24 protein-coding genes are annotated in these 20,555 nt (G+C 48.4%); 7 read left to right on the top strand and 17 right to left on the bottom strand.

Annotated features, from left to right (window positions below):
• Positions 1-84: 84 nt before the first annotated feature.
• Entirely contained in the window at positions 85-702 is a 618-nt protein-coding gene (locus MP213Fo_RS04320) for a hypothetical protein (protein WP_421090444.1), read from the top strand.
• 104 nt (positions 703-806) lie between these two features.
• Positions 807-1,661, top strand: a complete 855-nt coding sequence (locus MP213Fo_RS04315; RefSeq protein WP_421090443.1) for a hypothetical protein — start codon at positions 807-809, stop codon at positions 1,659-1,661.
• Between the two features lie 88 nt (positions 1,662-1,749).
• On the opposite strand, the gene MP213Fo_RS04310 is transcribed toward MP213Fo_RS04315, so the two are convergent.
• The 16 genes from MP213Fo_RS04310 to MP213Fo_RS04235 all read right to left on the bottom strand — a co-directional run bounded on the left by MP213Fo_RS04310 (position 1,750) and on the right by MP213Fo_RS04235 (position 12,663).
• Positions 1,750-1,968, bottom strand: coding sequence for a hypothetical protein (locus tag MP213Fo_RS04310; RefSeq protein WP_421090442.1), 219 nt, complete (start codon positions 1,966-1,968; stop codon positions 1,750-1,752).
• 112 nt (positions 1,969-2,080) lie between these two features.
• Positions 2,081-3,685 carry a terminase large subunit gene (locus tag MP213Fo_RS04305; protein WP_421090441.1) on the bottom strand — a complete coding sequence of 535 codons (1,605 nt, stop codon included), beginning with the start codon at positions 3,683-3,685 and terminating at the stop codon, positions 2,081-2,083.
• On the bottom strand, positions 3,686-4,093 hold the full coding sequence (locus MP213Fo_RS04300; protein WP_421090440.1) for a phage terminase small subunit P27 family: 408 nt from the start codon (positions 4,091-4,093) through the stop codon (positions 3,686-3,688).
• Complete coding sequence (locus tag MP213Fo_RS04295; RefSeq protein ID WP_421090439.1) at positions 4,090-4,632, bottom strand: hypothetical protein; 543 nt, start codon at positions 4,630-4,632, stop codon at positions 4,090-4,092. The genes MP213Fo_RS04300 and MP213Fo_RS04295 overlap by 4 nt, the downstream gene beginning before the upstream one ends.
• Complete coding sequence (locus MP213Fo_RS04290; RefSeq protein ID WP_421090438.1) at positions 4,632-4,913, bottom strand: head-tail connector protein; 282 nt, start codon at positions 4,911-4,913, stop codon at positions 4,632-4,634. Before MP213Fo_RS04290 ends, MP213Fo_RS04295 begins: the two co-directional genes overlap by 1 nt.
• 245 nt (positions 4,914-5,158) lie before the next feature.
• Entirely contained in the window at positions 5,159-5,434 is a 276-nt protein-coding gene (locus MP213Fo_RS04285) for a hypothetical protein (RefSeq protein ID WP_421090437.1), read from the bottom strand.
• Positions 5,412-5,753 (bottom strand): HNH endonuclease, encoded by a 342-nt coding sequence (locus MP213Fo_RS04280; RefSeq protein WP_421090436.1) that lies wholly within the window; start codon positions 5,751-5,753, stop codon positions 5,412-5,414. The genes MP213Fo_RS04285 and MP213Fo_RS04280 overlap by 23 nt, the downstream gene beginning before the upstream one ends.
• 42 nt (positions 5,754-5,795) lie before the next feature.
• The gene (locus tag MP213Fo_RS04275) at positions 5,796-6,920 is read right to left on the bottom strand and encodes a phage major capsid protein (protein ID WP_421090435.1); all 1,125 of its coding nucleotides are present in this window, start codon (positions 6,918-6,920) and stop codon (positions 5,796-5,798) included.
• A 10-nt stretch (positions 6,921-6,930) separates the two neighbouring features.
• Complete coding sequence (locus tag MP213Fo_RS04270) at positions 6,931-7,458, bottom strand: HK97 family phage prohead protease (protein WP_421090434.1); 528 nt, start codon at positions 7,456-7,458, stop codon at positions 6,931-6,933.
• Positions 7,455-8,663: a phage portal protein gene (locus MP213Fo_RS04265; RefSeq protein ID WP_421090433.1), complete on the bottom strand. Its 1,209-nt coding sequence runs from the start codon at positions 8,661-8,663 to the stop codon at positions 7,455-7,457. The genes MP213Fo_RS04270 and MP213Fo_RS04265 overlap by 4 nt, the downstream gene beginning before the upstream one ends.
• A complete protein-coding gene (locus MP213Fo_RS04260) occupies positions 8,663-9,112 on the bottom strand; it encodes a hypothetical protein (RefSeq protein WP_421090432.1) in 450 nt (149 codons plus the stop codon). The genes MP213Fo_RS04265 and MP213Fo_RS04260 overlap by 1 nt, the downstream gene beginning before the upstream one ends.
• 118 nt (positions 9,113-9,230) lie before the next feature.
• A complete protein-coding gene (locus tag MP213Fo_RS04255; RefSeq protein ID WP_421090431.1) occupies positions 9,231-10,094 on the bottom strand; it encodes a hypothetical protein in 864 nt (287 codons plus the stop codon).
• Entirely contained in the window at positions 10,069-10,323 is a 255-nt protein-coding gene (locus tag MP213Fo_RS04250) for a hypothetical protein (protein WP_421090430.1), read from the bottom strand. Before MP213Fo_RS04250 ends, MP213Fo_RS04255 begins: the two co-directional genes overlap by 26 nt.
• A 198-nt stretch (positions 10,324-10,521) precedes the next feature.
• The gene (locus tag MP213Fo_RS04245; protein ID WP_421090429.1) at positions 10,522-11,541 is read right to left on the bottom strand and encodes a hypothetical protein; all 1,020 of its coding nucleotides are present in this window, start codon (positions 11,539-11,541) and stop codon (positions 10,522-10,524) included.
• 6 nt (positions 11,542-11,547) lie between these two features.
• On the bottom strand, positions 11,548-11,859 hold the full coding sequence (locus tag MP213Fo_RS04240; protein ID WP_421090428.1) for a hypothetical protein: 312 nt from the start codon (positions 11,857-11,859) through the stop codon (positions 11,548-11,550).
• A gap of 600 nt (positions 11,860-12,459) precedes the next feature.
• Positions 12,460-12,663 carry a DNA-binding protein gene (locus tag MP213Fo_RS04235; protein ID WP_421090427.1) on the bottom strand — a complete coding sequence of 68 codons (204 nt, stop codon included), beginning with the start codon at positions 12,661-12,663 and terminating at the stop codon, positions 12,460-12,462.
• Positions 12,664-12,752: 89 nt separating this feature from the next.
• Between MP213Fo_RS04235 and MP213Fo_RS04230 the strand changes: the two genes are divergently transcribed.
• Positions 12,753-13,955: a tyrosine-type recombinase/integrase gene (locus MP213Fo_RS04230; RefSeq protein WP_421090426.1), complete on the top strand. Its 1,203-nt coding sequence runs from the start codon at positions 12,753-12,755 to the stop codon at positions 13,953-13,955.
• 1,065 nt (positions 13,956-15,020) lie between these two features.
• Positions 15,021-15,731 (top strand): phosphoribosylaminoimidazolesuccinocarboxamide synthase, encoded by a 711-nt coding sequence (locus tag MP213Fo_RS04225; RefSeq protein ID WP_421090425.1) that lies wholly within the window; start codon positions 15,021-15,023, stop codon positions 15,729-15,731.
• Between the two features lie 924 nt (positions 15,732-16,655).
• On the opposite strand, the gene MP213Fo_RS04220 is transcribed toward MP213Fo_RS04225, so the two are convergent.
• Positions 16,656-17,693, bottom strand: coding sequence for an ABC transporter substrate-binding protein (locus MP213Fo_RS04220; RefSeq protein WP_421090424.1), 1,038 nt, complete (start codon positions 17,691-17,693; stop codon positions 16,656-16,658).
• Between the two features lie 101 nt (positions 17,694-17,794).
• On the opposite strand from MP213Fo_RS04220, the gene MP213Fo_RS04215 reads away from it, so the two are divergent.
• The 3 genes from MP213Fo_RS04215 to MP213Fo_RS04205 all read left to right on the top strand — a co-directional run bounded on the left by MP213Fo_RS04215 (position 17,795) and on the right by MP213Fo_RS04205 (position 20,551).
• A complete protein-coding gene (locus MP213Fo_RS04215) occupies positions 17,795-18,718 on the top strand; it encodes a LysR family transcriptional regulator (RefSeq protein ID WP_421090423.1) in 924 nt (307 codons plus the stop codon).
• 157 nt (positions 18,719-18,875) lie between these two features.
• Positions 18,876-20,228 carry an acyclic terpene utilization AtuA family protein gene (locus MP213Fo_RS04210; protein WP_421090422.1) on the top strand — a complete coding sequence of 451 codons (1,353 nt, stop codon included), beginning with the start codon at positions 18,876-18,878 and terminating at the stop codon, positions 20,226-20,228.
• A gap of 2 nt (positions 20,229-20,230) precedes the next feature.
• Entirely contained in the window at positions 20,231-20,551 is a 321-nt protein-coding gene (locus MP213Fo_RS04205) for a DUF4387 domain-containing protein (RefSeq protein ID WP_421090421.1), read from the top strand.
• The last annotated feature ends 4 nt before the right edge of the window (positions 20,552-20,555 follow it).

Genomic DNA, 20,555 nt, shown 5'->3' with positions numbered 1-20,555 from the left:
ACCTACACCAATAAAGCTCATATCCCCTTTCGGGGATGAGTTTGTTTTGCTAAGTCTGCCTAGATACTCTGGGGGATTAATACTTTGTATAAATATGATTGTTTTATATTAGGTGATGCTATTGTAGATAAGCCAGAACAGTCGTGTTTTACATGGATTTTAGATAGTGCAAATTTTTTAGCATCAGCACAAATGATTGCCGCATTAGTAACGGCTGGTGCAACGATAGCTTTATGGCGAGTCACTAGAGTCTTGGCAACGGAGACAAAGGTGCTTGCAAAAATGACTGCACAACCTTTCATCGTTTGTTCTTTGCGAAGTAGCCCTGCTGACTCCACAGCTCTTGATTTAGTAATTCAAAACACCGGCAATGCTGTTGCATTCGATATCAAGGTAAATATTACTCCAGGCTTACCAATCTATAATTTAGATGGAACGGTCAGCACAAAAAAAGCAACAGATCTGACAATTTCAATGTTACCTCCAATGATATTCTTTAAAAGAAAAGGGGTGATGGCCACAGATGTTAAAGATACGACATTCACAGCTGCAATTGAGTGGCGAAGCCATCCTGCCGGTGAAGTAAAAGAGACGGTGAAATACGAGTTTAATGCTCAAGATGGATTTGCAGAGAGCTGGAATGTTAAAGGCATGCACCAACTAGTTACAGAAGTTGAAAAAATATCAACAAAAATAAAATGATTTCATGGTGCTATCAGTATGTCTTGTGCCTAAACCTCTTGCCTTATTTTGTATGTCTGGCAGATTACAAGCAAAATGACAGCATTCTGAGGATGGCTATATCAATGTCTCATCTTAAACCCTTCGCTTTCATCTTAATGCCGTTCGATAAAGATTTTGATGACATTTACAAACTTGGGATTCAAGCTGTCGCCACCGAAAATGGTGTCGTTGCAGAAAGGGTTGATGAGCAAATTTACTCAGAAACAATGCTTGAACGTATATATAGGCAAATAGATGCTGCGGACTTTATAATTGCCGATATGAGTGGGAAAAACCCTAATGTATTTTATGAAGTCGGGTATGCCCATGCAAAGCAAAAACTCTGCACGCTTATTACACGGTCTACGGATGATATACCATTTGATCTTAAGCATCATCGCCATATTGTATATGATGGATCCATCAAAAAACTGAAAGAATTGTTGGGGGCTGAATTAAAGTGGCTTATAGCTGAGAATAATAAGTCTAAGTCATCAACATTTACAGTAGAACTTAAAAAAATTGACTCTATGCTTTCGAAAACAGATTGGATGGCAAGAGTAGAAATTGATATAATTATAGATATTCATAATAATTCAGATCGGCGTAGCCCTGAGATCGAAGCCCTGTATTTGATAACCCGTCAAGGATGGACTTTTAGCCAAAACGGTGAGAAGTGCGCTTCAACAGATGACAATACCAACGGGAAAAAGATAAAGCATTTTCTAAAGTCTCCAGTACAGAGGCTATCGCCATCAGGTTGGGGGCAGATAAAAATTAAAGGGGAAAGAATGGTATGGAGCAAGTTCTCCAATGAAGAACCAGTCAAAGATAAATATGATCTAAAGGGATTTATGATGTTGCATATAGCCACATCTGAAGGAACTTTTTCGGAGAAACTTAACTTGGAAACCACAGCAGAAGAGTTTCCTTTTTAAACTAATAATCAGACTAGTGTTGGTAAAATGCACAAGACAAGGGCGACATTGCGCCCCTGTGCCGTTTCATTGAATATTTTGACTTGCTTTAGAAAATCATAGCCCGCGGCAAATTACTATCTTCTGGATCAGGCCACTCTGATTGATTAATTGAACGTAAAACATAAAAGACACGGCCATTTATAAATCGTCTTCCAGTGATTTCATGATCCCAGCCCTCAAATTGAATAATGTCACCGTTTCGTGGCTCATCTGCCAGATTGGCTGCATAGTGATGTCCATCAAAGAAAAAGTCGTAACTCTTCATACTCAACCCCTTTTCCTATGCCCCCGCTAGACAGGCAGGCAGTGATTCCGGCTCATGTCGAGCCGCTATTTTTGTGCCATTGTCAGAACTACAAGTCCATCTATGCGCCATCCTACCCAAATGCCGACAATGCGTCTTGCCAGCCGTCATCGTCGTAGATTGAACCGCTGCCGGTGTCTTCACCCAGCGATGCACGATATACGCCCATAGCAGCAGCTACGGCGCCATCAATAGAAAGCCAGCGCTTGGACTTCTTTAGTCGGATCTTGTGGCCGTGGCTATTTGTTTCAACCTCGCAGTTAGCAACGCAAAACCGCATAACAGGATGGCCGCCATGTTTTAGCCGTCCAGCCAAGACAGCCCGTTCCAGTTCAGCGATGGCTGGCATCATGGACAAAGTACCTTGCCGGAACTCGATTGCCGGATAGCCATCGTCAGTCAGGTTATTCAGGATATTGCGGGCCAAGGCTGGATCGAATGCAATCTGCTGCACATCGTAGGTTTCGCACAACTCCCGAATCCTATCCTCAACAGCACGGAAATCCACCACGTTGCCCTCGGTGGCCGTGATCAGGTCATCCGCGGCCCAGCGGACATAAGGTGCGCCGGATGCGTCCTGCCGCTGCCGCAGATTTTCCTTTGGGCAGAAAAAGAACGGCACAATGATAAAATCATCGCCGTCACGGAATACCGCAACAATGACCGTTAAATCCCCATGACTGGAAAGATCACAGGCAAGCCACGTTTCACGCCCAGCAAGTGCAGCCATATCAATAGGCTCGCCGCCCTGATCATATGTTGCCATATCCACGAATGGGCTGGAGCTATGGTCAGGCCAGAAATTCAGGTGATATTGTTTGAAAGCGTCTTGGTCGGCAGGTCGGTTTTCGGCTTCACGTGCCATCGCCTGCAAACCTTTCAGGTCAGGATAACCCAGAGTAAGCCCCGGATTAACCTTGTGCCATACGGCCTCATCACGCCAATCATCGCCAGTGTCCGGCTCGAAGATGACAGGCAGGAATGACGGGTCTGGGTATTCACCTTTGGCAACCTTGCGCGCATAATCGTAAATATCAAATGCCAGATTGTCTTGGCCACGTCCGGCAGTCGTTGTGATGACATGCAAGCTTTCGGCGGTCTTAGCCAAGCTGGTTCTCAAGGCTTCCCAAAGGTCGCGTTTTTTCCAAGCATGAATTTCATCTGACCCAAGGAAGTTAATTGTCCTGCCATGTTGCGTGGCGCCATCTGATGATATGGATTCATACGTGGCACCTTTCCTTGGGTGCCGAATTTTATGAGTTCCAACCCGCACCTGAAGTTTAGCGGCAACCTCCGGCATAGCCTGCACAATGCCTAAGACTTCATCATAGGCGATTTGGGCTTGTTTGGAATCTGCTGCGGCTGAAACAACCTGACCGTTCGGAATACGTTCCGGCCCAAATGTATGCAAAGCAATAAGAGCGGCGCTCAGTGAAGTTTTGCGTCCGCCACGTGGTATCATGGCGAACACGGTTCGCACCTGTCTTTGACCGTCCTCATCACGAGGGCCATAGATCCGGCGAACAAGGCGCTCAACCCACGGGTCAATCTGGAATTGCCTGTTTTGTCTTTTGCTTTTCGGATGCTTCAAAGCCAGCAGGAAGTCAACGGCACGCTGGCCGTGACCAAGCGGGTCATCAATCGGGCTATTGTCGAATAGCCATTCTGGTCTTGCCATTTACAAATCCAATGGGTTGTCGTCGTCGCCCTCATGTGTACCGGCACGGCTTCGGCTGGCAGGGGTCAAGCCTAATTCAGCAGCCCATCGGCGGGCTTCGGCTGTAGCTTCCCTCAACGTGGTAAAAGCTGGATGCCTTTTTAGTTCGCCCAGCCGGTTCGGAATATAATCGCCGTCCAGTCGGATGCGGGCGCGTGCAATGGCAATATCGCCGGTTGCATCGCAATATCGTTCAACCGCCGCAAGGTCCGCATCGGACAGAACGCGCCGTTCAACCAAGACCGGCATTACTCGGCGCCATTCTTTTTTCGCGTCTGCGCTCATCTCTTTGGGTGGCTGCGGCACCTTGCGGATAGGATCGGAAACCGGCCTCGGTGTGGCCTTGGCCCCTCGCATATGATGACTCATAGCCCTGCCTCCTGCATCGCCTCATCAATGGCTGGGCAGACTTTCAGGGTGCGGCGTAGGCCAGACGTGTCATTATCAGCCATGGCCGCAGCGTGACGGCGGGCATGTGCAACAGCAATGGCCGCTTGCTCCAGTGCATCGTCTGGCATCTTGTCCGCAATATCAAGACGGCCAAGCGTCTCGAAAGGATCGGCATTGATAGGCTTGCCCGTCACATGGTCACGGCGTGTCACGGGTCTAGGTGCTGGCCTCGGAGCCGGAAGCTTGCCACCCATGCGCTCAAACATGTCCAGTATCTGATCGAGCATTTCAATGGCGAAGTCGCTGCCGTGGTACCAAAGGACCGGTGACGGCTGCCCTTTCCATGGCAATGGCGATATCGCGCGATAGCCGTGCTGCTCAGACCAAACCAACCGGACGTTTTTAATCGTCATTCCAAGATCAGGTACATAGACCTCGGCCAGTGCCAATAGGGTAAATGGCGCACGGCCATCGTCATCACCGAAAAGGGACATGCCGCGTACATCAATTTTAATCATCAAAATGCCCACCCACGATAGTTCAGGAGAATTTCGCTGGCGTTGACTGGAATGTCATGCAGACTATCCGGCAAAGCTGTTTCGCGGTTTTCAAACCAATGCGCGGCAATCATAAGTCCGGCTTGTTTCAGGTCTGCGGGAATTTCCGCGCCATCCGCAAGCTCAATGAAGCCGGACAAATATTCGTTTGTGGCATCGACCTTGACCTGAATTTCCGAATCCTCGTCGTCATATAAAATTCTGGCGTGGTCTTTAAATTCAGAGAGTGTAATAATATTCATGGTTACTCCATTGTTCAATATTCATTGACGGTTAGCCGTCGATTGTTCAATTTTAAGGAATGCCCCAAATCTCGTTTTTCGCGAGCGACACTCCCACGTCGGTCCGTTGAAACCGGCCAACCCTTCGACCTATCCCCGCCCCATAGGTCAGGCATCGACATGGCGGGTCGCTGACGTGATTTGTGATGTTTTTCAGGGTGTTGATGCTTAATTACTGATGCGAGTCAGCGGGCTTCTATGGCCATTTAAATCCACTCGCCTGTTTCTAGCCGATACCGAGATAAGGCAACTTCTTCGATTGCATCTCGAGTCTCACTCTGGAGAGCTATACTGATACCGCATGAACCTTTACCTGGCAGTTGAACGACTATACCGCCATCATCATGCCTGCGCTTGATCAGACACTTATGAAGCAGGAAGTCACCAACTCGAACATTGAACTGAGCAATGATTGTTGACTGCTCCAGCGGCGTGTTGTGCAAGTAGAACGACTTGATCTCAGCGGCGACCAAAGCTGCCATCCTTCTCTGCTGTCTTACGCCCATGACACGTGGAACACATCGATTGAAAGTTTGTCGGATCCAGCCTTCGATGCGGTGCATTGCGTATAGTTATGATATGATCGACCAGCGTTGCCGGTTGTCCGCAACCAACACACGATGGATGGACGACCAGCCAAGCATGGCGTGCGCGTTGCCACTCACGGTCGTAGCCGCGTGTGCGCGCTGATGGTCTGGCTCTGTCACTGGCAATCTTACGCGCCTTTGCACATGGGCATTTTGAACCCGCCTGCACGACATGCTGACCACAGGTGCAATAACGTGATGCTGCTGATGGCATTGATGTCTCCTGAAGTGAATGGGGGCCGAGGCCCCCAAGCTATTACGAACCAAGAGTTACCTTGGTCAGGGCTTCGCCAAGTGTTACGCGACCACCGACACGACGGCGTGCACCAAACTTGACAATGCCATTGCTAAAGCCGGTCACTTCATCAACCTTCAGGTTGAAGCCAATACGGTCAGCAATGGTGTAACCAGCCGCAAAATCACCAAAGACAATAGGTGTTGCATCAGCTCCGATGTCCGGCATGTCCACAGCCTCATAGACTGGGCGGCCAAGTAACAAGGCTGGCTGACCGGACTGCAAGCCTGCTTGCCAGATGTACTGACCGTCACCGTCTTTCAACTTGCGGATAGCCGCCATAGTTTTACGGTTCATAATCCACGAGCCGTTCGCTGCGTAAGCCGACTTCACCGAATAGAACGCATCAATCAGATCATCAGCGCCCAGCGTTACGGCATCAACCTCAAAGGCGCTCACCGCAGTGGATGTCAGCACGCCTTCAGCTTGCGATGTGCCATTGCCCTTCACAAACCACGATGCTTCCTGCTGACCAAAGCGCCGAGCAATATGGTTGGACAGGAAGTTAGAAAGGTTGATCTTACTGTCCTCGATAAGCACTTGCGAAACCGGAGTGATGACAGCCATTTCAAACGGCTTGATGTCCACCTGTGTGAAGGTTGGTTCACTCTCAGTCATTGCCTGTGTTTCGGTGCGCGATGCCGGATTAACTTCGCTTTCCAAGACAGGAATTTGCAGCAGCGGGCCGCCGATCTGAATAACAGACGCCAGTTCACGAACCGGCGAAAACTCTGCCACCTTTTCGATTACCTGTGCTGAAAAGTCTGGCGGGGCAATTACGCTGCCAGTGCCAGGCGATTCAATCGTCAGGGTCTTCAGTTCATCAGGGCCAGCCTGTCCTCGCAGGAAAAGCTCAAAGGCTTTCGCTTCCTCGGTCTGGCCGTCCTTACGTTCGGTATGTAGTGCCGGACGGGATAGCTTCGCTTCCATAGCATCAAGGCGGGCAGTCATAGCCGCAACCGGCGCGGTCTTAGTTGCGATATCGGCTGTAAGGCCAGCCAGCGCGGTTTTTACTTCGGCAACTGGATCGCCATCAACTGCATTTTTGGTTTCAAGAACGGTTGGGAAAGTTGTGTGAATAGTCATGGTTGTTCCTTTAAATTTGTGCCCGCGCGGCATTGATTGCTGCGACGATTTCGGCATGTTGGTTTGATTTGACTGCTGTGACTGTGGACGTTGCGTTGCTCGGAAAAGTCACAACGCTGATTTCCCAAAGGTCCACTTCTTCGAGGATGCGCGCGCCCTTGGTTCTGTCCATGCGGTCGCGCACGGTTCGGAATCCAATAGACAAGCCATCCAAAGCGCCGGCCTTCATGAGCGCATGAGTTTCACGGCCTTTGGCAGTGTCGAGAATTAACCGGCCTTCAGCTTTCAGACCGTGACCATCCTCAGATAGTGCAGTCCACACGCCAATCGGTTCTGATTGGTCATGGCCCCTAAGCATCTTCACACGTGCCGCTGGCCTGACAGCTAAGCTTTTGGTGAAAGCGCCGGCAGCCACAATTTCCTTGTGGCTATCGATGGTTCCGAAAGTTGACGCATAGCCAACAAAAAAGCCGTCATCACTGACAGCTTTGGTATCAATTTCTAAGATGAACCCACGTTCAATTTTGGCATCGCTCAAGCGGCTGCCTCCTTCGGTTTTTCGTTGTTTTGGTTGGCTGCAATCGTGTATGGTGATTGTAGCGTGTCGCCATCCGGCAAGGCTGGCATGGATTCACGTCGGCGAACATCGTTGGCTGTAAACGCGCCCATCGACCTGAATTTTTGATAGGCTTCGGCGCGTGTACCGGTATCGGCTCGGAGCAGATCATCCACGACAAATTCAATGCTGTGAGTACGCCGTTCGTCTTTGGTTAGAAGCGTTCGACGATAGGCATCTGTCCAAGATTTCAGCCACGGCAGCAGGCAAAGCTGCAAAAACTGTAGCGATTGCTGCTCCACATTCTGAAACGTGCCTTTTGATAATTCCTGAAGCATCGTCACAGGAACACGAGTCAGGCGGGAAATTTCACCGATGCTGAAATTGCGTTGTTCCTGATGTTGGCTCTCGACCGAAGTGAAGGCGATTGGCTTGTACTCTCCAGCCTGGTCGATGACAGCGACGCCACCGGCCTTGTCCCCGCCCTGAGAGGTTCTCCAGCTTTCAGCAATGCGCACAACCGTTGATTTTTGAAGCTGCCCCTTGAAGGACAACACACCACCGGGGCGACTATTATTTTTGAACAGCCGTGCCGATGTGCGTTCAAGCAAGACAGAAAGTCCGATAGCCTCACGACCAGCGCGTAACAGACCAAGACCGGTTTTTCCGTCTACTGATGGCGCTTGAAGGTGAATGACCTGATCTGCCCTATAAGTTGTCGTGCCGACCTTATAACGCGGTTCGCCGCTGTCCAGATATTCGACAACAACCTTATCACTGGGCAGATGCAAAATTTCGGCAGGCTTAATGCCGACCTTATTGACGAACCCAAAGCCATCACCGTGCAAAACAGCATCAATCGTGATGAGTTCCCGAACTTTACCGGCAGATTGCCACTCGTTCGCTTCATCATGCACCAGCGCATATGCGGCATGGTTGTTTGCAGATTGCTTGCCGTCGCCGTCCTGTTCATACACCTTGCACGGCAGAGTGCTGACAGATCCGGCAATCAAGCTCACAGCACAATTGACCGCAGGAACGCGCATTGCAACATCAGCATTTACGGCAATGCCGGCTGGATTGCCGAATAGCCCACCGAGAACGCCCCACGATTCCGAGGTCGGGTCGGTTAACTCGGATTTGGTTTCTTCGGCGGGTTCTGCCGATTTCGTATTGAAGGGCCACATTATGCGGCTTCTCCATACAAGGCTGATGCCTTTTCAACTAAATCAGCCGCCAAGATGCCAGCCGGAATAACGATGCTGCCGGTTTCGGAAATAAACTGACCCGCCTCAAAAAGCGGTGAAACCTCCACTGATGCCATACCACCGGAAGGCTGCGCCACAAAAACACTATCGCGGGGAATTGCCGCAACATTGGCTTGAGGGCCACCTGCAACCCGCCACGCCTCGCAGGTGGCAACCAGAATCTGATAATTGGCGGCGATCAGGCGTTTTGCAATGATTGTTATGAAAACATCGGTGGCAGACATGCGCCGCTGGCTTCCGAACTTGCCCGACATGAACGGGTTGCCGCCAGATGCTAGCCAATCTCGAAGTGTGGATTCTGGCATATCCGCCAGTTGTGCCGCCTCAGCGACGGAAAATGCGCGATCACGCGCCCATGCGTTTGACATGGCTGCTCCTTTCCACCGCCTAAGCGGTATTGTTGAATGGGTAAAATAAAAGCAGCAGACCCGTGCCACCAGCTTGAGGAGAAAGCACACGGATCTGCTGCTATGTTCCGGCCGCCACTCAAGGCGCCAGAAATGATAAAGGCCCGCCGAAGCGAGCCTTTGAATAAAACTGTGTTCCCGTAATACCCATGCCGCAACGGGTGGGGTGCACCTCACGCCGCCTGATCTGGACTTTTCTATCGGCCTCTTTCGCTGCTGCTGTCATTTCTTTATTCAGCAAGCGCCATGCATCTCGCAGCGTATCGACAGCCATATAGATTGGAGCCTTCGCAGCTGCCGAAGCCTGCTTACCTTTAAAGCCCTGCCTTTCGCCGATAGCTGTCAATGTTTCGCAATCAATCGCTGCTTCTTCGAAAACCGTTAGCAGAGGCCCCAAAGCAGCCCGCAGGCGACCAATCACAACTTTAGCGTCCATATATGCGATTATCGAATCTTCGCCACCAGCAATACACAGTGGGGCGCTAATGGCATGCGGAACATCATCGGTGCTTATGCTGTTACGATTGCCGGTCGAGGCCAGTGGTTTACGCTCACGAATGCCGTGATCCTTTTCAAGCCCGTTCACAAAACTAATGCGGCGCTCAAAGTTAATGCCACCTTGACCAACCTCTACGTTTCTACCTGCGTCAGGCGAACCGGCAATCTCAAACAAGCTGCGATAGCGCCGGATCATCATCGCATCTTCCGGCCTTTTATCCCTCATTAATGCCTCGCATAAAGGCACCGGATCATTATCATTCGCTGCGGCTGTTTCATACTTGCGTGGCTTGTGCGGCTTTGGCTCCGGCGCTGTCTGAGGCGGGCATTTTGTTACAGGAACGCCGTTTATTTTAACCGATAGCCATTCGCGGGCTTTGGCTTTTTCTGATGGGATGGTGACAGGCAGGTCGGCGGCATCAATATCCGCGGCGGATTTTGTCATAGTATCTCCTCAAGTGTGGTGGTGGTGTTAAAGGTATGTAAAAGTGAGAACGCAAAACGCATAGGGCTGGATGAAAATAAATATTTGTGGAAACTACGGCTTTGGCCTGGCGTGCAGTTTCGTAATTTCCAAATCCTGCTTTCTCAGCTGCTTCATGACGATCAGAAACAAATTTTTGTTTCTGATCTGATTTGCGGTCACCGCCCTTGGGAGCAAGCATCACTTCCAAGATGGACACCCTTTCAGACGGCACTGATGCAACACGGACGGCTTGAATTTGCTGATGTTTAGAAAGACCGGCAGCTTTGGCGATATTTGAAACGGTATGGTCGCCCTCACCGTTCTTTGGTCTACCACCAGATGATGGTCGATCTATCTGCTTCAGGATTTCCCCGCCCTACGAATTGCACGGGCTCGAATGCGTTGATCAAAGTTTACAAAACTCCAAGCTGTCATCCGGCATAAGCCTGTAACGTAATCGCGCACCTATAATTTCAGTCTCACCCCCGCAAGCTTCTAAAAGGCTGGCGGTTTGATCTGCTGTCAGCCGCATAGTTGTCTCCACGTCATCATCGAACCGTACCTTCATACTTGCCGCTCCATCAGCACTAGTTTCCCCGGATAGGATTGTCACAATTTGCCATGGCAACGGATCCGCTCGCCTGATTTCTTTTGTGCCCGTCCGGTTCACTGACATTGAAATCATATCGCCAATGATGGATTCCGCATCGCCGTCAAAACTCAGAGCCTCATCCAGTGCGTAATATTCCTCACTTTCAACACGACAGCGCAAAACGAATTTGCGATTAGCTCCGCTTCGAAGGTGTGCCACCAGCACATCTTCATCCTCACCCTCATACTCCGCATGAACAATTTTCCATCGGGCGAAACCTGGCTGCTTGCGCGTATTTTCTTTTTTTGTTTTTAATGGCGCCACCCCTTGCGAGCCCCGAACAGGGCTCGCTCCTAAAGGGGCGCCTATACATCCTTTTAGAGGATGGAATTGGGCCCCCACTTGGGGACCACCCCCTATGCATCCTTGGTGGCCACCCTCATGTAACTCTGGGGACCACCCATGCGCACTATTGGGGACCTCCTTACGACCGTCTGAAAGAGGATTGCCCCCGTTCAAATATCGGGTGTAAGCGCTGCCGCGGAAAAACCAGTTTACATCCCATAGCGTCGATTCAGTGAAGGTGTGATCCTTCTTCACAGACACGCGCCCGCTGGAAATAAGATCCGGTTTATATTTCTTCACCATTTTCACAGTAGTACCAGCGCCGACCGCTATGAATGAGTTACTGCATTCAGAGTGCATGTTTGGATTAGACCAGTTGCGCGCGATGACGGCTATCATGCGCTTTTGAAGGTCTGTGAGGGTGGCGTCGCCCTGCATGTCTTCGAAAAAGGCCATTTTGTCGCCAACGCGGATTCTTTGCCATTTCATTGGGCGTCACACTGGAAGGTTTGCGCGATAAATTGCAAAGCCTCTGGTATCAGTGCCAATTCTCTCGATCAGATTATGTTTTCGCAATTGCTTCATCGCATTATCAACAGTACGGCGACAAACACCAAAATACTGCTGAAATGTTTTATGTGAAATTCGTGCTTCACCAAGTATCGCCGTGTGACGCGCAATGATCATAATAATCGCTATTGCCGTGCCACCAGTTAACAGCTTCTCAATATTGTAGTAGTGTTGCAGTAAGCGTTCTGCCTGATCTTCTGACAGATTTTCGAAAGGCGCGGCCTCTATCGAATCCATATATTTCTCCAATAAAAAGCACACAACCGCCCATGGCGCGGGCGATGGCGCTGCGGGTTGTGTGGGTGAGGGTTAGAGTTTAGGCGTTACGGATATTAAATCCGGCACGTTATACGCATTTAATATCCGTAACGCGCTTTCGATAAGCTTTCTGTCTGCACGGACTACTGCAAAACTTTGCGTCTATCCGCACTGGCGGGAAAGTTTGACTGCATTCCATACATTGACGGGTTTCCCTTGCGTTAGTGCGTTTTTGCTTTGCCACGCTGATCTGCGCCTTTTGCTCACACTTGGTGCAGCAGTAAACGTGCTTACGATCTATCTGGCGCCATTCATTATGAACCGGCCTTGCGCAATGTTCACAAGGTGCTGGGTCCTCAAAGATGCGCCATTTCTGAGCAACTGTACAAGCCTCGCAACAGGGAAGCGTATCGTATGTACGAACACCGAAAGGGGAGCGCCGGTGATTAATCCGCATTCGCCAGACGGCTTCGTTCGCCTCAATGGGTCGTTTGCAACTACCGCAAAGGCGACAGCTGATTGCGTCATCATAGGCACGGTTTATTTTGATGACTTCAACATCTGACATGATTGCTGAAATCATGCCGCAGCCTCAGCGGCTTCAATGGATGCAATGATCTTGGACTTTCGAGCGCACACCATGTCGCCTAACTTAAAGGCAGGGAGTGTGCGCTTTGAAACCGCGTGGTAAACCTGTCTGCGATTCCAGCCCAAGAATGCTGCAATGGCATCAGCGCCGGTTAAAAGATCCGCGGCTAATGTGTTGTCGTTATCATGATGCATATGGAAATCTCCTCTCGGTTGTTGGTGTAACCTTGAGGTTACGTAAGCATATATATTTCTAGCGGGACTTTGGCAACGTATGCGACAAAATGGTGCAATATGTTGCAAACTATCCGTTAGTCGCATATGTTCCGTTTATGACAGTACGCGAACGCACATGGACTTCGAATGGCGCTGAGAAATCTGCATGGATTGCAGATTATGTCGATCAGCATGGCAAGCGCCACATTAAGACTTTCCGGACAAAAAAAGAGGCGGAAGCCTACGACAGTAAAACGCACGTCGAGGTGCTAGGGCGTATTCACGTACCTGATGCAAACACAGCAACGGTTGCAGAGGCTGGCAAGCTGTGGCTAGCCGACTGTTCCTCGGCATTGGAGCGAAGCACCGTTGCTCAATACGGCCAACATCTCAATTTGCACATTGTCCCATTTCTTGGAAAAAAGCGGCTAAATGAAATTACTGTCCCAACAGTTCGCCATTTTCTCGATAGGTTGAAGGCCGAAGGCCGTTCTGACGCTATGGTGCGTGCTGTGCGTGTTAGCTTCGGCTCTATCCTGTCTGATGCTCAAGAGCGGGGATTGGTGATCCGTAATGCAGTCAAGGATATGGGACGCGCGAAGGGTCGTACACGCGCCGCAGCGCGGCACCATGAGCGCGTAGAGGTTGGGATTGATATTCCCACAACCACCGAAATTAAGGCCATCCTCAAGGCCGCAACAGGCAAGGCACGTATCTTTATCATGACAGCCATCATGACAGGTATGCGTGCTTCGGAGCTTCGCGGTTTGCGTTGGTCGGACATTGATTTCAAAAAAGCTGAAATAACGATCCGGCAACGCGCAGACGCCTATCAAGACATCGGCTCCCCAAAGTCCGCGAAGGGAAGGCGGGTGATCCCTCTGCCGTCCGATTTGGTTAAAGCTTTGCAAAATTGGAAACTCAATTGTCCTGTTAGCTCTCTGGGTCTGGTCTTTCCAACTGGCACTGGCGCGATTGAATATCATGGCAACATCATTAAACGCTGGTATCATCCGCCCCAAATCGAGGCAGGCGTTGTGGATGCAGATGGCAACGCCAAGTATTCCGGCCTCCATGCACTTCGGCATTTTTATGCGAGTTGGTGCATTAACCGGTCAGAAGATGGCGGCCTTGGGTTGCCTGCAAAAGTCGTTCAGGATCGCATGGGTCATGGCTCAATAACCATGACGTTGGATGTCTATTCGCACCTGTTCGAAAGGGGTGACGACGGATCCGCAATGGACAATGCAGCGTCTGCTTTTTTTGACTAGCTGCGACAAGGTTGCGACATATTTTAAAAATAACAACAATATCAATGTTGATACAAATACTCTGACTCCGTTAGTCTTGGTTCGAATCCAGGTTCCCCAGCCAATTTTTCAAATCAATATCTAAGGTGCTGATATTATTTGTAAAAATACTGGCTGAGAATCCCATTTGCATGCTGACCACATAACTGTGACACATTCAGACGATTCGTCTGCCTTGTCTTGCTCCTACTGGCGGGTACGAATCCTTGTGCGTATGCGGACATCAATTGATGTTCAACATCTTTATAAAGGTGCCGCATCACTGGGCCATATTGGTTATCAGTTTCCACATGATGATGCGCGGGGATGGTCGAGCAGGACTATGCACCGGATATCGATACGGGATCGTTCTATCAAAGTGGTGCCGTGACGGAGCAAAATTGTAAAGGTGCAGATGATTATTGGCGGCGGTTAACCGGAAACCCTCAAGTTCGTCGTAGGTGGCGAGATAGAAGCCCGCAAAGCCTCTTGGTCAGTACATCAATTTGATAGTAATTAGACCCCATGGTGAAGTGGAGATCATGTCCGTTCATCATGATGTGATTGCGTGTGTAAATTTACTGGAGAACCATCTGTTGCTTGCAACACAAATAGTTTGCACAAAACTATGGCACATTTTGTGGAAGAAGTTTTTCGCATTGAAAGCATTGAGAAAAATTCCTCAGTTTGGAATTCAAACTCCCCGGAAATCTTTTTTATATAGCAAAATGAACGGCTTGGAAAATCTCTGGTATAGCATTCATTTGATGGCAGGCCCGCTCAAGGGTTTGCAAGTCATCTCACCACGATGGTTAAACTGAGCTCCCCCCCTTTTATCATCAAAGTCCTGCTGCTGCCATAAGTGACGAAAAAATTGATGTCATACCTAATTCCACTGCCTTGTTTTATGAGTTCATATGAATTTTTATGCAATTTTGATATAAAAAAATATTCTTTTTAGCTTATAAGGAAATGAGAACGAGTTGCGTGGGCATCGTACTATCTCTTGCCCAAAACGGAATATTAGAACCACTAGCGAGTCAATTGATGAATACCAGCGAAAAGATCTATTCAGGTAAAACCAAAGACCTGTATACCCTGCCAAACAACAACCTTTTGCTTGTCTTCAAGGATGATGTTACAGGCGAAGACGGCGTTATTGACCCTGGCGCTAACACCGTTATTGGTAAGGTCGAAGGTAAGGGCCGTAAATCTCTCGCTATGACTGTCCACTTCTTCAAGTGCCTCCACGACGCTGACATCCCTACACATTTAGTTCATGCTGATGTGGAGAAAGGTATAATGGAAGTCCGTCGTGCTGAGCCATTGGGTAAGGATATCCGCGGTGCAGGCGGCCTTGAATTTATTTGCCGAACCCGCCCTTGGGGCAGTTTCATCCGTCGCTACCAACAGTACATTCGAGATGGTGAACAGAAATTTGATTATCTGGTGGAGATCACCATTAAGGACGACGAACGCGGAGACCCACAAATCAATGACGAAACCATTGTCGCTCTTGGTCTCCTTAGTCCATCCCACCTTGAGCAGGCTAAGGATATCACCCGCCGCGTGTGTCGTATCGTCGAAGCTGATCTACGTGACAAGGGCCTGATCCTGATCGATATGAAGATCGAAATCGGCCTTGTCGATGGTGAGGTTGTGGTCATTGACGAGGTTTCGGCCGATGCGATGCGCGTGATGGACGAAAACGGAAAAGTGCTGGATCATGAGACTCTTTACAAAAAATTGATCCGGTAGACTGGTCATTTGCGGCACGTTGGCGATGGCTGACTGGATGTAGCATGCATTGGCTTCGTGCTAGGGGGGGGGGGGCTGCTGTATGTAAATCATATAAACGTTTTTGTAGCCGGCAAGTGCGAGGTCGGCTGCAAGTTCAGTCTTGATGCCAAATATGGATCTTACCTGACGTTTGACGCGGTATTTTACTCAAAAATTGTTCTTATCGATGTGCTCCTGCAAAATAGGACAGGCTTTTAGGAGGGGGGGCTGACGCTATAATTTGGGTAGGTTAAAAGCGGTCTTATCTCTGGATACAATCATACTGAGATCTGTTGGCGCCTCTACAAACTTCTCCTGATTTTGCTGGAAGCCAATCCTTAGTTTCAAGATCTACTGCCTTTCAAACACGAAGTATCGCTGACAAGGCAATTGGCCGATACATCGAGTACTTTTATTGGGTATCCTTGCAAAGCCATGTCCTCATAAGGTCTGAGATCTACGCCGTGAATGAGAGTATCATTGGTGGCCACCACAGATATCTTTGTGTCACAAGAGCTAGAACGTGTATCCGGATGTTTATGATCATGCGAGATCTTGCAAAAGGGCGGCGCAAGAAAAAGTTGTTTGTGAGCCATAATGCGGAGTTTGTGCGGTTTGCCTAAAACCGTATTGTGTTTTTATCAGAGGCAAATATTATCAAGTGATGATCTGGGCAACATACTTAAGAGAACATGGTTTCAATGGTTCGACATGTTCACTAGAGAGAACTATGCATATTATAAGTAAGCATCTGATTTTTTGAATTGTATTAAACTGAGGATAAATTGATGATTATTTTGATATTTCGCATTTAAAAAAGATTATCTGACAAAATATTATCAGATAATCTTTTAAATTTATTTTAAGGCTGGTAGAATTATTGTCATTAGAAGTCTAGATCAGTTATTTGGCAATAACTAACTTGTTGAATTTTTCAATTATCATTGCACGATTTTCATTAATATTATTCCAGTTTGGCAGGTTCAGATTTTTAATAGAGCCATCTTCACCCCAGGGCATGCGTTTTAATGCTTCATCGCTGATAACGGCCTTACTATTTGATGGTCCGACATAAATCCGCTCGGCCATACATTCAGACGGTGTGACACCCACAGCAAAATTCACGAATTGCTCTGCTTCAGCGATCTTTTTTCCATTGCTGACGACATGCAAGCGAATGTCACCACCAATAGCACCTTCTTTAGGTACGACGAATGCAATTGGTAACTTTTGATCGCTCATGGCATAGGTGGAGTTTGAATAATGAGCCCCAATAACAGCCTCACGACTTTGGAACAGATTCGTACCAGCTCCAGCAGTGTCAAAGTAAGAGACTACGTTTAGTTTTTTCAGGTCGTTAAATGTTGTGTCCATATCGGTTAGGGTGTGGCCGTCGAGCTCTGCCAACTGAGCAAGAAACGGCACACCCATTGCATTGGCAGGACTCGGAAAGGTTATTGAGCCTGCATAGTCGGGGTTCCGCATATCAAGCCAGGACGACGGAGCCAATTTAACTTGCTCTGTGTTGTAAGCTAGACCCAGGGAGTAGAATCCTGTCCCTAATGCAAAAATAGCATCATCTTCATCTTTGTAGACTGCTTCCGGGAGCAGTTGGTTCAAGTTGGGTAATGCATCAGCAGTCAAAGGATGTAATAGATTATCTTTGGCTGCGACTTCTGAAACGCCGCCATCTAACCAAACAACATCAAGCGTTGGAGAGTCTTTTTGCTGACGTAGTTTGCTAAGCGTTACTCCTGAAATGCCTGGTTCAGGTATGACGCGGATGCCTGTTTCTTTTGTAAAAGGATCGATAATACATGCCTGCATGGCTGCGCCCCATTCACCGCCATAGGTAGCGATTGTTAGTGTTTGTTGTGCAGCAGCTGGCGATGCCAGCATGGTTGCCAGACAAGTACTAGTAAGTAATAATGTGATCTTCATTTTAAATTTCCCCATTTCGTATTATTCTTATAGTTTGATGGATAATAAAGGCATCATAACTGGTATACATCAAATTAAAAAAGAGTGGTCTGTGATAACTAATGGTTATGAATATTCGGCAGCTTGAGGCCTTTAAGGCCATAATGGAGGTGGGTGGTTTTACGCGAGCTGCAGAAAGGCTAAATCTTTCACAGCCTGCTGTCAGTAAGCTGATCAACCTGCTGGAGAGACAATGCGGTTTCGCTTTGTTTAAGAGAAACAAAAATGGTGTAACGCCAACGGCAGAAGCCGAGATGTTATATTCTGAGGTCGTGCGGGTTTTTCTCGGTGTGGAATCCGTTGAAGCGCGGGCCAAAGCGATTAAAAATTTCGACTTTGGCGAAATTGATATGGTCACGTTTCCATCACTTGGCACTCATGTTCTGCCCAAGATAATTGCAAGCTTTCTGTCGAATAAAGAGATGAAGGTTAATTTACTTAGCCGCAACTCGTGGTTGCTTGTGGATTTGCTGGCAACTCAAGGGGTTGATGTCGGTTTTGGCATGTTGGCGACAGAGAGGCCGGGTATCAATTTCGTTAAATTATGCACAATGGAAGCTGTGTGCGTTTTACCGCCCGGACACCGTTTGGCGAATGCAGATGTCATTCATCCGAAGGATCTTGAAAATGAGAGCTTTGTTTCTCTGATTGATGAGGATCGGGCACAGTTTGAAATCGATAGGATTTTCATAAAGGAGGGTGTTACCCGTAATGTCATCCTCAAAGTGCAATTAACGGAAGCCTGTTGTTCGTTCGTATCAGCGGGAGTGGGTGTCGCTATTGTTGACCCACTCAGTACCGTTGGATTTCGTGATGAGGAATTAATTGTAAAGCCGTTTCAACCAGCAATCATTCAAACAATTTGGGTGATTACACCCAGCTTCCGGCAAATATCATTAGGAACAAAAGCTCTTATTGATCATGTAGGGCGTGAATTAAGTAAAAAAATTGTAGAGATAGATGGGTATATACGAGAGAAAAAGTGAATTTTTTTTCAGGTATATCATTTGGTTATGACTGACGCCGAAGAAGAAATTTGACTTAACGAACTACAATCAGCCAGTATTGTTAGTAATAAAAGCATTTCAATTAATAAAACATGGAGTGCTTAGTTGTTTATCAGTATATTGAGGTTGATAAAATATGATTGATAGTAAACCTGTAACTATACTAACGCCGACAGGTACGCTGGGCTACGGATTTGGTGCAGAAGCTCTGGCGCGGGGAATGAGTTTAAATCCATCCGTGATTGCTGTGGATGCGGGGTCAACTGATCCGGGGCCATATTATCTTGGGTCCAATAAGCCTTTGGTCTCCGATGTAAGCATTCGTCGGGAGCTCAAAGAGCTCATTAAAAATAGCCGTGAAGCAGGCATCCCATTGATCGTTGGCAGTGCTGGTGGAGCGGGTACAAAGTCACAGGTTGATCGTACTGTTGCACTTGTCAAAAGCGTTGCTCAGGAGCTTGGATTGAGCTTCAAGCTCGCTTGGATTTATTCAGATATTCCCATTGACCGTGCCAAGGCCGCTGTAAGGGCGGGTGAGGTAATCGATTTTGAGGCTGGGAGCCCTTTAACCGAGCATGGGCTGGATCAAACTGTGACGCTGGTTGCGCAGATGGGGCATGAGCCGATTTGCGCAGCATTGGATGCCGGAGCAGACGTTATTATTGCGGGTAGAGCATGTGACGATTCCGCAATCGCTGCATATCCGATCTGGCGCGGGGCCGATCCTGCACTGGCAATTCATATGGGAAAAATCCTGGAGTGCGGAGCATTCTCATCCGAGCCATTCGCGATGGATGTGATGATGGGAATGATTTACTCTGACCGGTTTGTGCTTGAGCCCGGCAGCCTTAAGCGTCGCGCATCCTTTAAATCTGTTGCGGCTCACTCTCTTTATGAGCGTGAGAACCCCTTCTCACAAGGTGGCCCGGGGCATGTGATGGATTTGTCAGACTGTTCGTTTGAAGCTATTGGTGACCGACAGGTGAGTGTTCGTGGGGCAAAAATCACGGAGACTAATGATTACTATGTGAAGCTCGAAGGTGCACGTCTTGCTGGCTACCGTACAATATGCGTTGCTGGTATGCGTTGCCCAACATTACACACTGTTGTTGACGATATTCTCGCTGATCTTCGCCAGCGAGCGATTGAGTATTTCTCTGATGAAGAGCTGATCATTACCTTTCATCAATACGGTAGAAATGGCGTGATGAAGGAAATGGAGCCGGAACAGGTGGGTGGCCACGAGATCGGACTGGTCATTGATGTGGTCGCACAGTCTCAGGAAATCGCTCATGCTGCTTGCCACATGATAAGTGGAGCGATGCTACATTATCATTATAATGGGATTATAAATCCTTCAGGCAATCTCGCATTTCCGTATTCACCGTCAGATATTGATGTCGGTCCGCATTACGAGTTTAGCGCGTATCATTTGATGAAGGTTAACTCTCCTACGGAACTGTTCCCATTGCATCTCGAGGATCTTTAAAAATGAAAACCGTCCCGCTTAAAGAAATAGCAGACATTGTCCGCAGTAAAAATGCAGGGCCCTACCGTATCACCTTTGACATCATGTTCACGGATAAGTCACGTTATGAAACTGTAAGAGATTCTGGTGCCATATCCCCTGAATCTGTAGCGAAAGCCTATGGCCTTGAGGTAGCGCAAATATCCTCATTTTTCAAGATTGACATGGCAAACGCAATCAAAGTGACGATAGCCCGAAAGAAGGGGCAGGGGTCGTCCGGTGACGGAGATATGTATGGTTGTCAGCAGCATGTGCCGCTGATGAATATCCTGATACCGGTATAATAAA

Origin of the sequence: Pseudochrobactrum mosebachae (genome assembly GCF_048914685.1) — a bacterium.
Classification (GTDB): Bacteria; Pseudomonadota; Alphaproteobacteria; order Rhizobiales; family Rhizobiaceae; genus Pseudochrobactrum.
This window is presented reverse-complemented; position numbering and strand designations above follow the sequence as displayed.

What these genes read in the sequence shown, in the direction of transcription:
- MP213Fo_RS04315 (WP_421090443.1), top strand. Translation starts at nt 807, where the DNA reads ATGTCTCATCTTAAACCCTTCGCTTTCATCTTAATGCCGTTCGATAAA.
- MP213Fo_RS04310 (WP_421090442.1), bottom strand. Translation starts at nt 1,968, where the DNA reads ATGAAGAGTTACGACTTTTTCTTTGATGGACATCACTATGCAGCCAAT.
- MP213Fo_RS04305 (WP_421090441.1), bottom strand. Translation starts at nt 3,685, where the DNA reads ATGGCAAGACCAGAATGGCTATTCGACAATAGCCCGATTGATGACCCG.
- MP213Fo_RS04300 (WP_421090440.1), bottom strand. Translation starts at nt 4,093, where the DNA reads ATGAGTCATCATATGCGAGGGGCCAAGGCCACACCGAGGCCGGTTTCC.
- MP213Fo_RS04295 (WP_421090439.1), bottom strand. Translation starts at nt 4,632, where the DNA reads ATGATTAAAATTGATGTACGCGGCATGTCCCTTTTCGGTGATGACGAT.
- MP213Fo_RS04290 (WP_421090438.1), bottom strand. Translation starts at nt 4,913, where the DNA reads ATGAATATTATTACACTCTCTGAATTTAAAGACCACGCCAGAATTTTA.
- MP213Fo_RS04285 (WP_421090437.1), bottom strand. Translation starts at nt 5,434, where the DNA reads ATGGCAGCTTTGGTCGCCGCTGAGATCAAGTCGTTCTACTTGCACAAC.
- MP213Fo_RS04280 (WP_421090436.1), bottom strand. Translation starts at nt 5,753, where the DNA reads ATGCCATCAGCAGCATCACGTTATTGCACCTGTGGTCAGCATGTCGTG.
- MP213Fo_RS04275 (WP_421090435.1), bottom strand. Translation starts at nt 6,920, where the DNA reads ATGACTATTCACACAACTTTCCCAACCGTTCTTGAAACCAAAAATGCA.
- MP213Fo_RS04265 (WP_421090433.1), bottom strand. Translation starts at nt 8,663, where the DNA reads ATGTGGCCCTTCAATACGAAATCGGCAGAACCCGCCGAAGAAACCAAA.
- MP213Fo_RS04260 (WP_421090432.1), bottom strand. Translation starts at nt 9,112, where the DNA reads ATGTCAAACGCATGGGCGCGTGATCGCGCATTTTCCGTCGCTGAGGCG.
- MP213Fo_RS04255 (WP_421090431.1), bottom strand. Translation starts at nt 10,094, where the DNA reads ATGACAAAATCCGCCGCGGATATTGATGCCGCCGACCTGCCTGTCACC.
- MP213Fo_RS04245 (WP_421090429.1), bottom strand. Translation starts at nt 11,541, where the DNA reads ATGAAATGGCAAAGAATCCGCGTTGGCGACAAAATGGCCTTTTTCGAA.
- MP213Fo_RS04240 (WP_421090428.1), bottom strand. Translation starts at nt 11,859, where the DNA reads ATGGATTCGATAGAGGCCGCGCCTTTCGAAAATCTGTCAGAAGATCAG.
- MP213Fo_RS04235 (WP_421090427.1), bottom strand. Translation starts at nt 12,663, where the DNA reads ATGCATCATGATAACGACAACACATTAGCCGCGGATCTTTTAACCGGC.
- MP213Fo_RS04230 (WP_421090426.1), top strand. Translation starts at nt 12,753, where the DNA reads ATGGTGCAATATGTTGCAAACTATCCGTTAGTCGCATATGTTCCGTTT.
- MP213Fo_RS04225 (WP_421090425.1), top strand. Translation starts at nt 15,021, where the DNA reads ATGAATACCAGCGAAAAGATCTATTCAGGTAAAACCAAAGACCTGTAT.
- MP213Fo_RS04220 (WP_421090424.1), bottom strand. Translation starts at nt 17,693, where the DNA reads ATGAAGATCACATTATTACTTACTAGTACTTGTCTGGCAACCATGCTG.
- MP213Fo_RS04215 (WP_421090423.1), top strand. Translation starts at nt 17,795, where the DNA reads ATGGTTATGAATATTCGGCAGCTTGAGGCCTTTAAGGCCATAATGGAG.
- MP213Fo_RS04210 (WP_421090422.1), top strand. Translation starts at nt 18,876, where the DNA reads ATGATTGATAGTAAACCTGTAACTATACTAACGCCGACAGGTACGCTG.
- MP213Fo_RS04205 (WP_421090421.1), top strand. Translation starts at nt 20,231, where the DNA reads ATGAAAACCGTCCCGCTTAAAGAAATAGCAGACATTGTCCGCAGTAAA.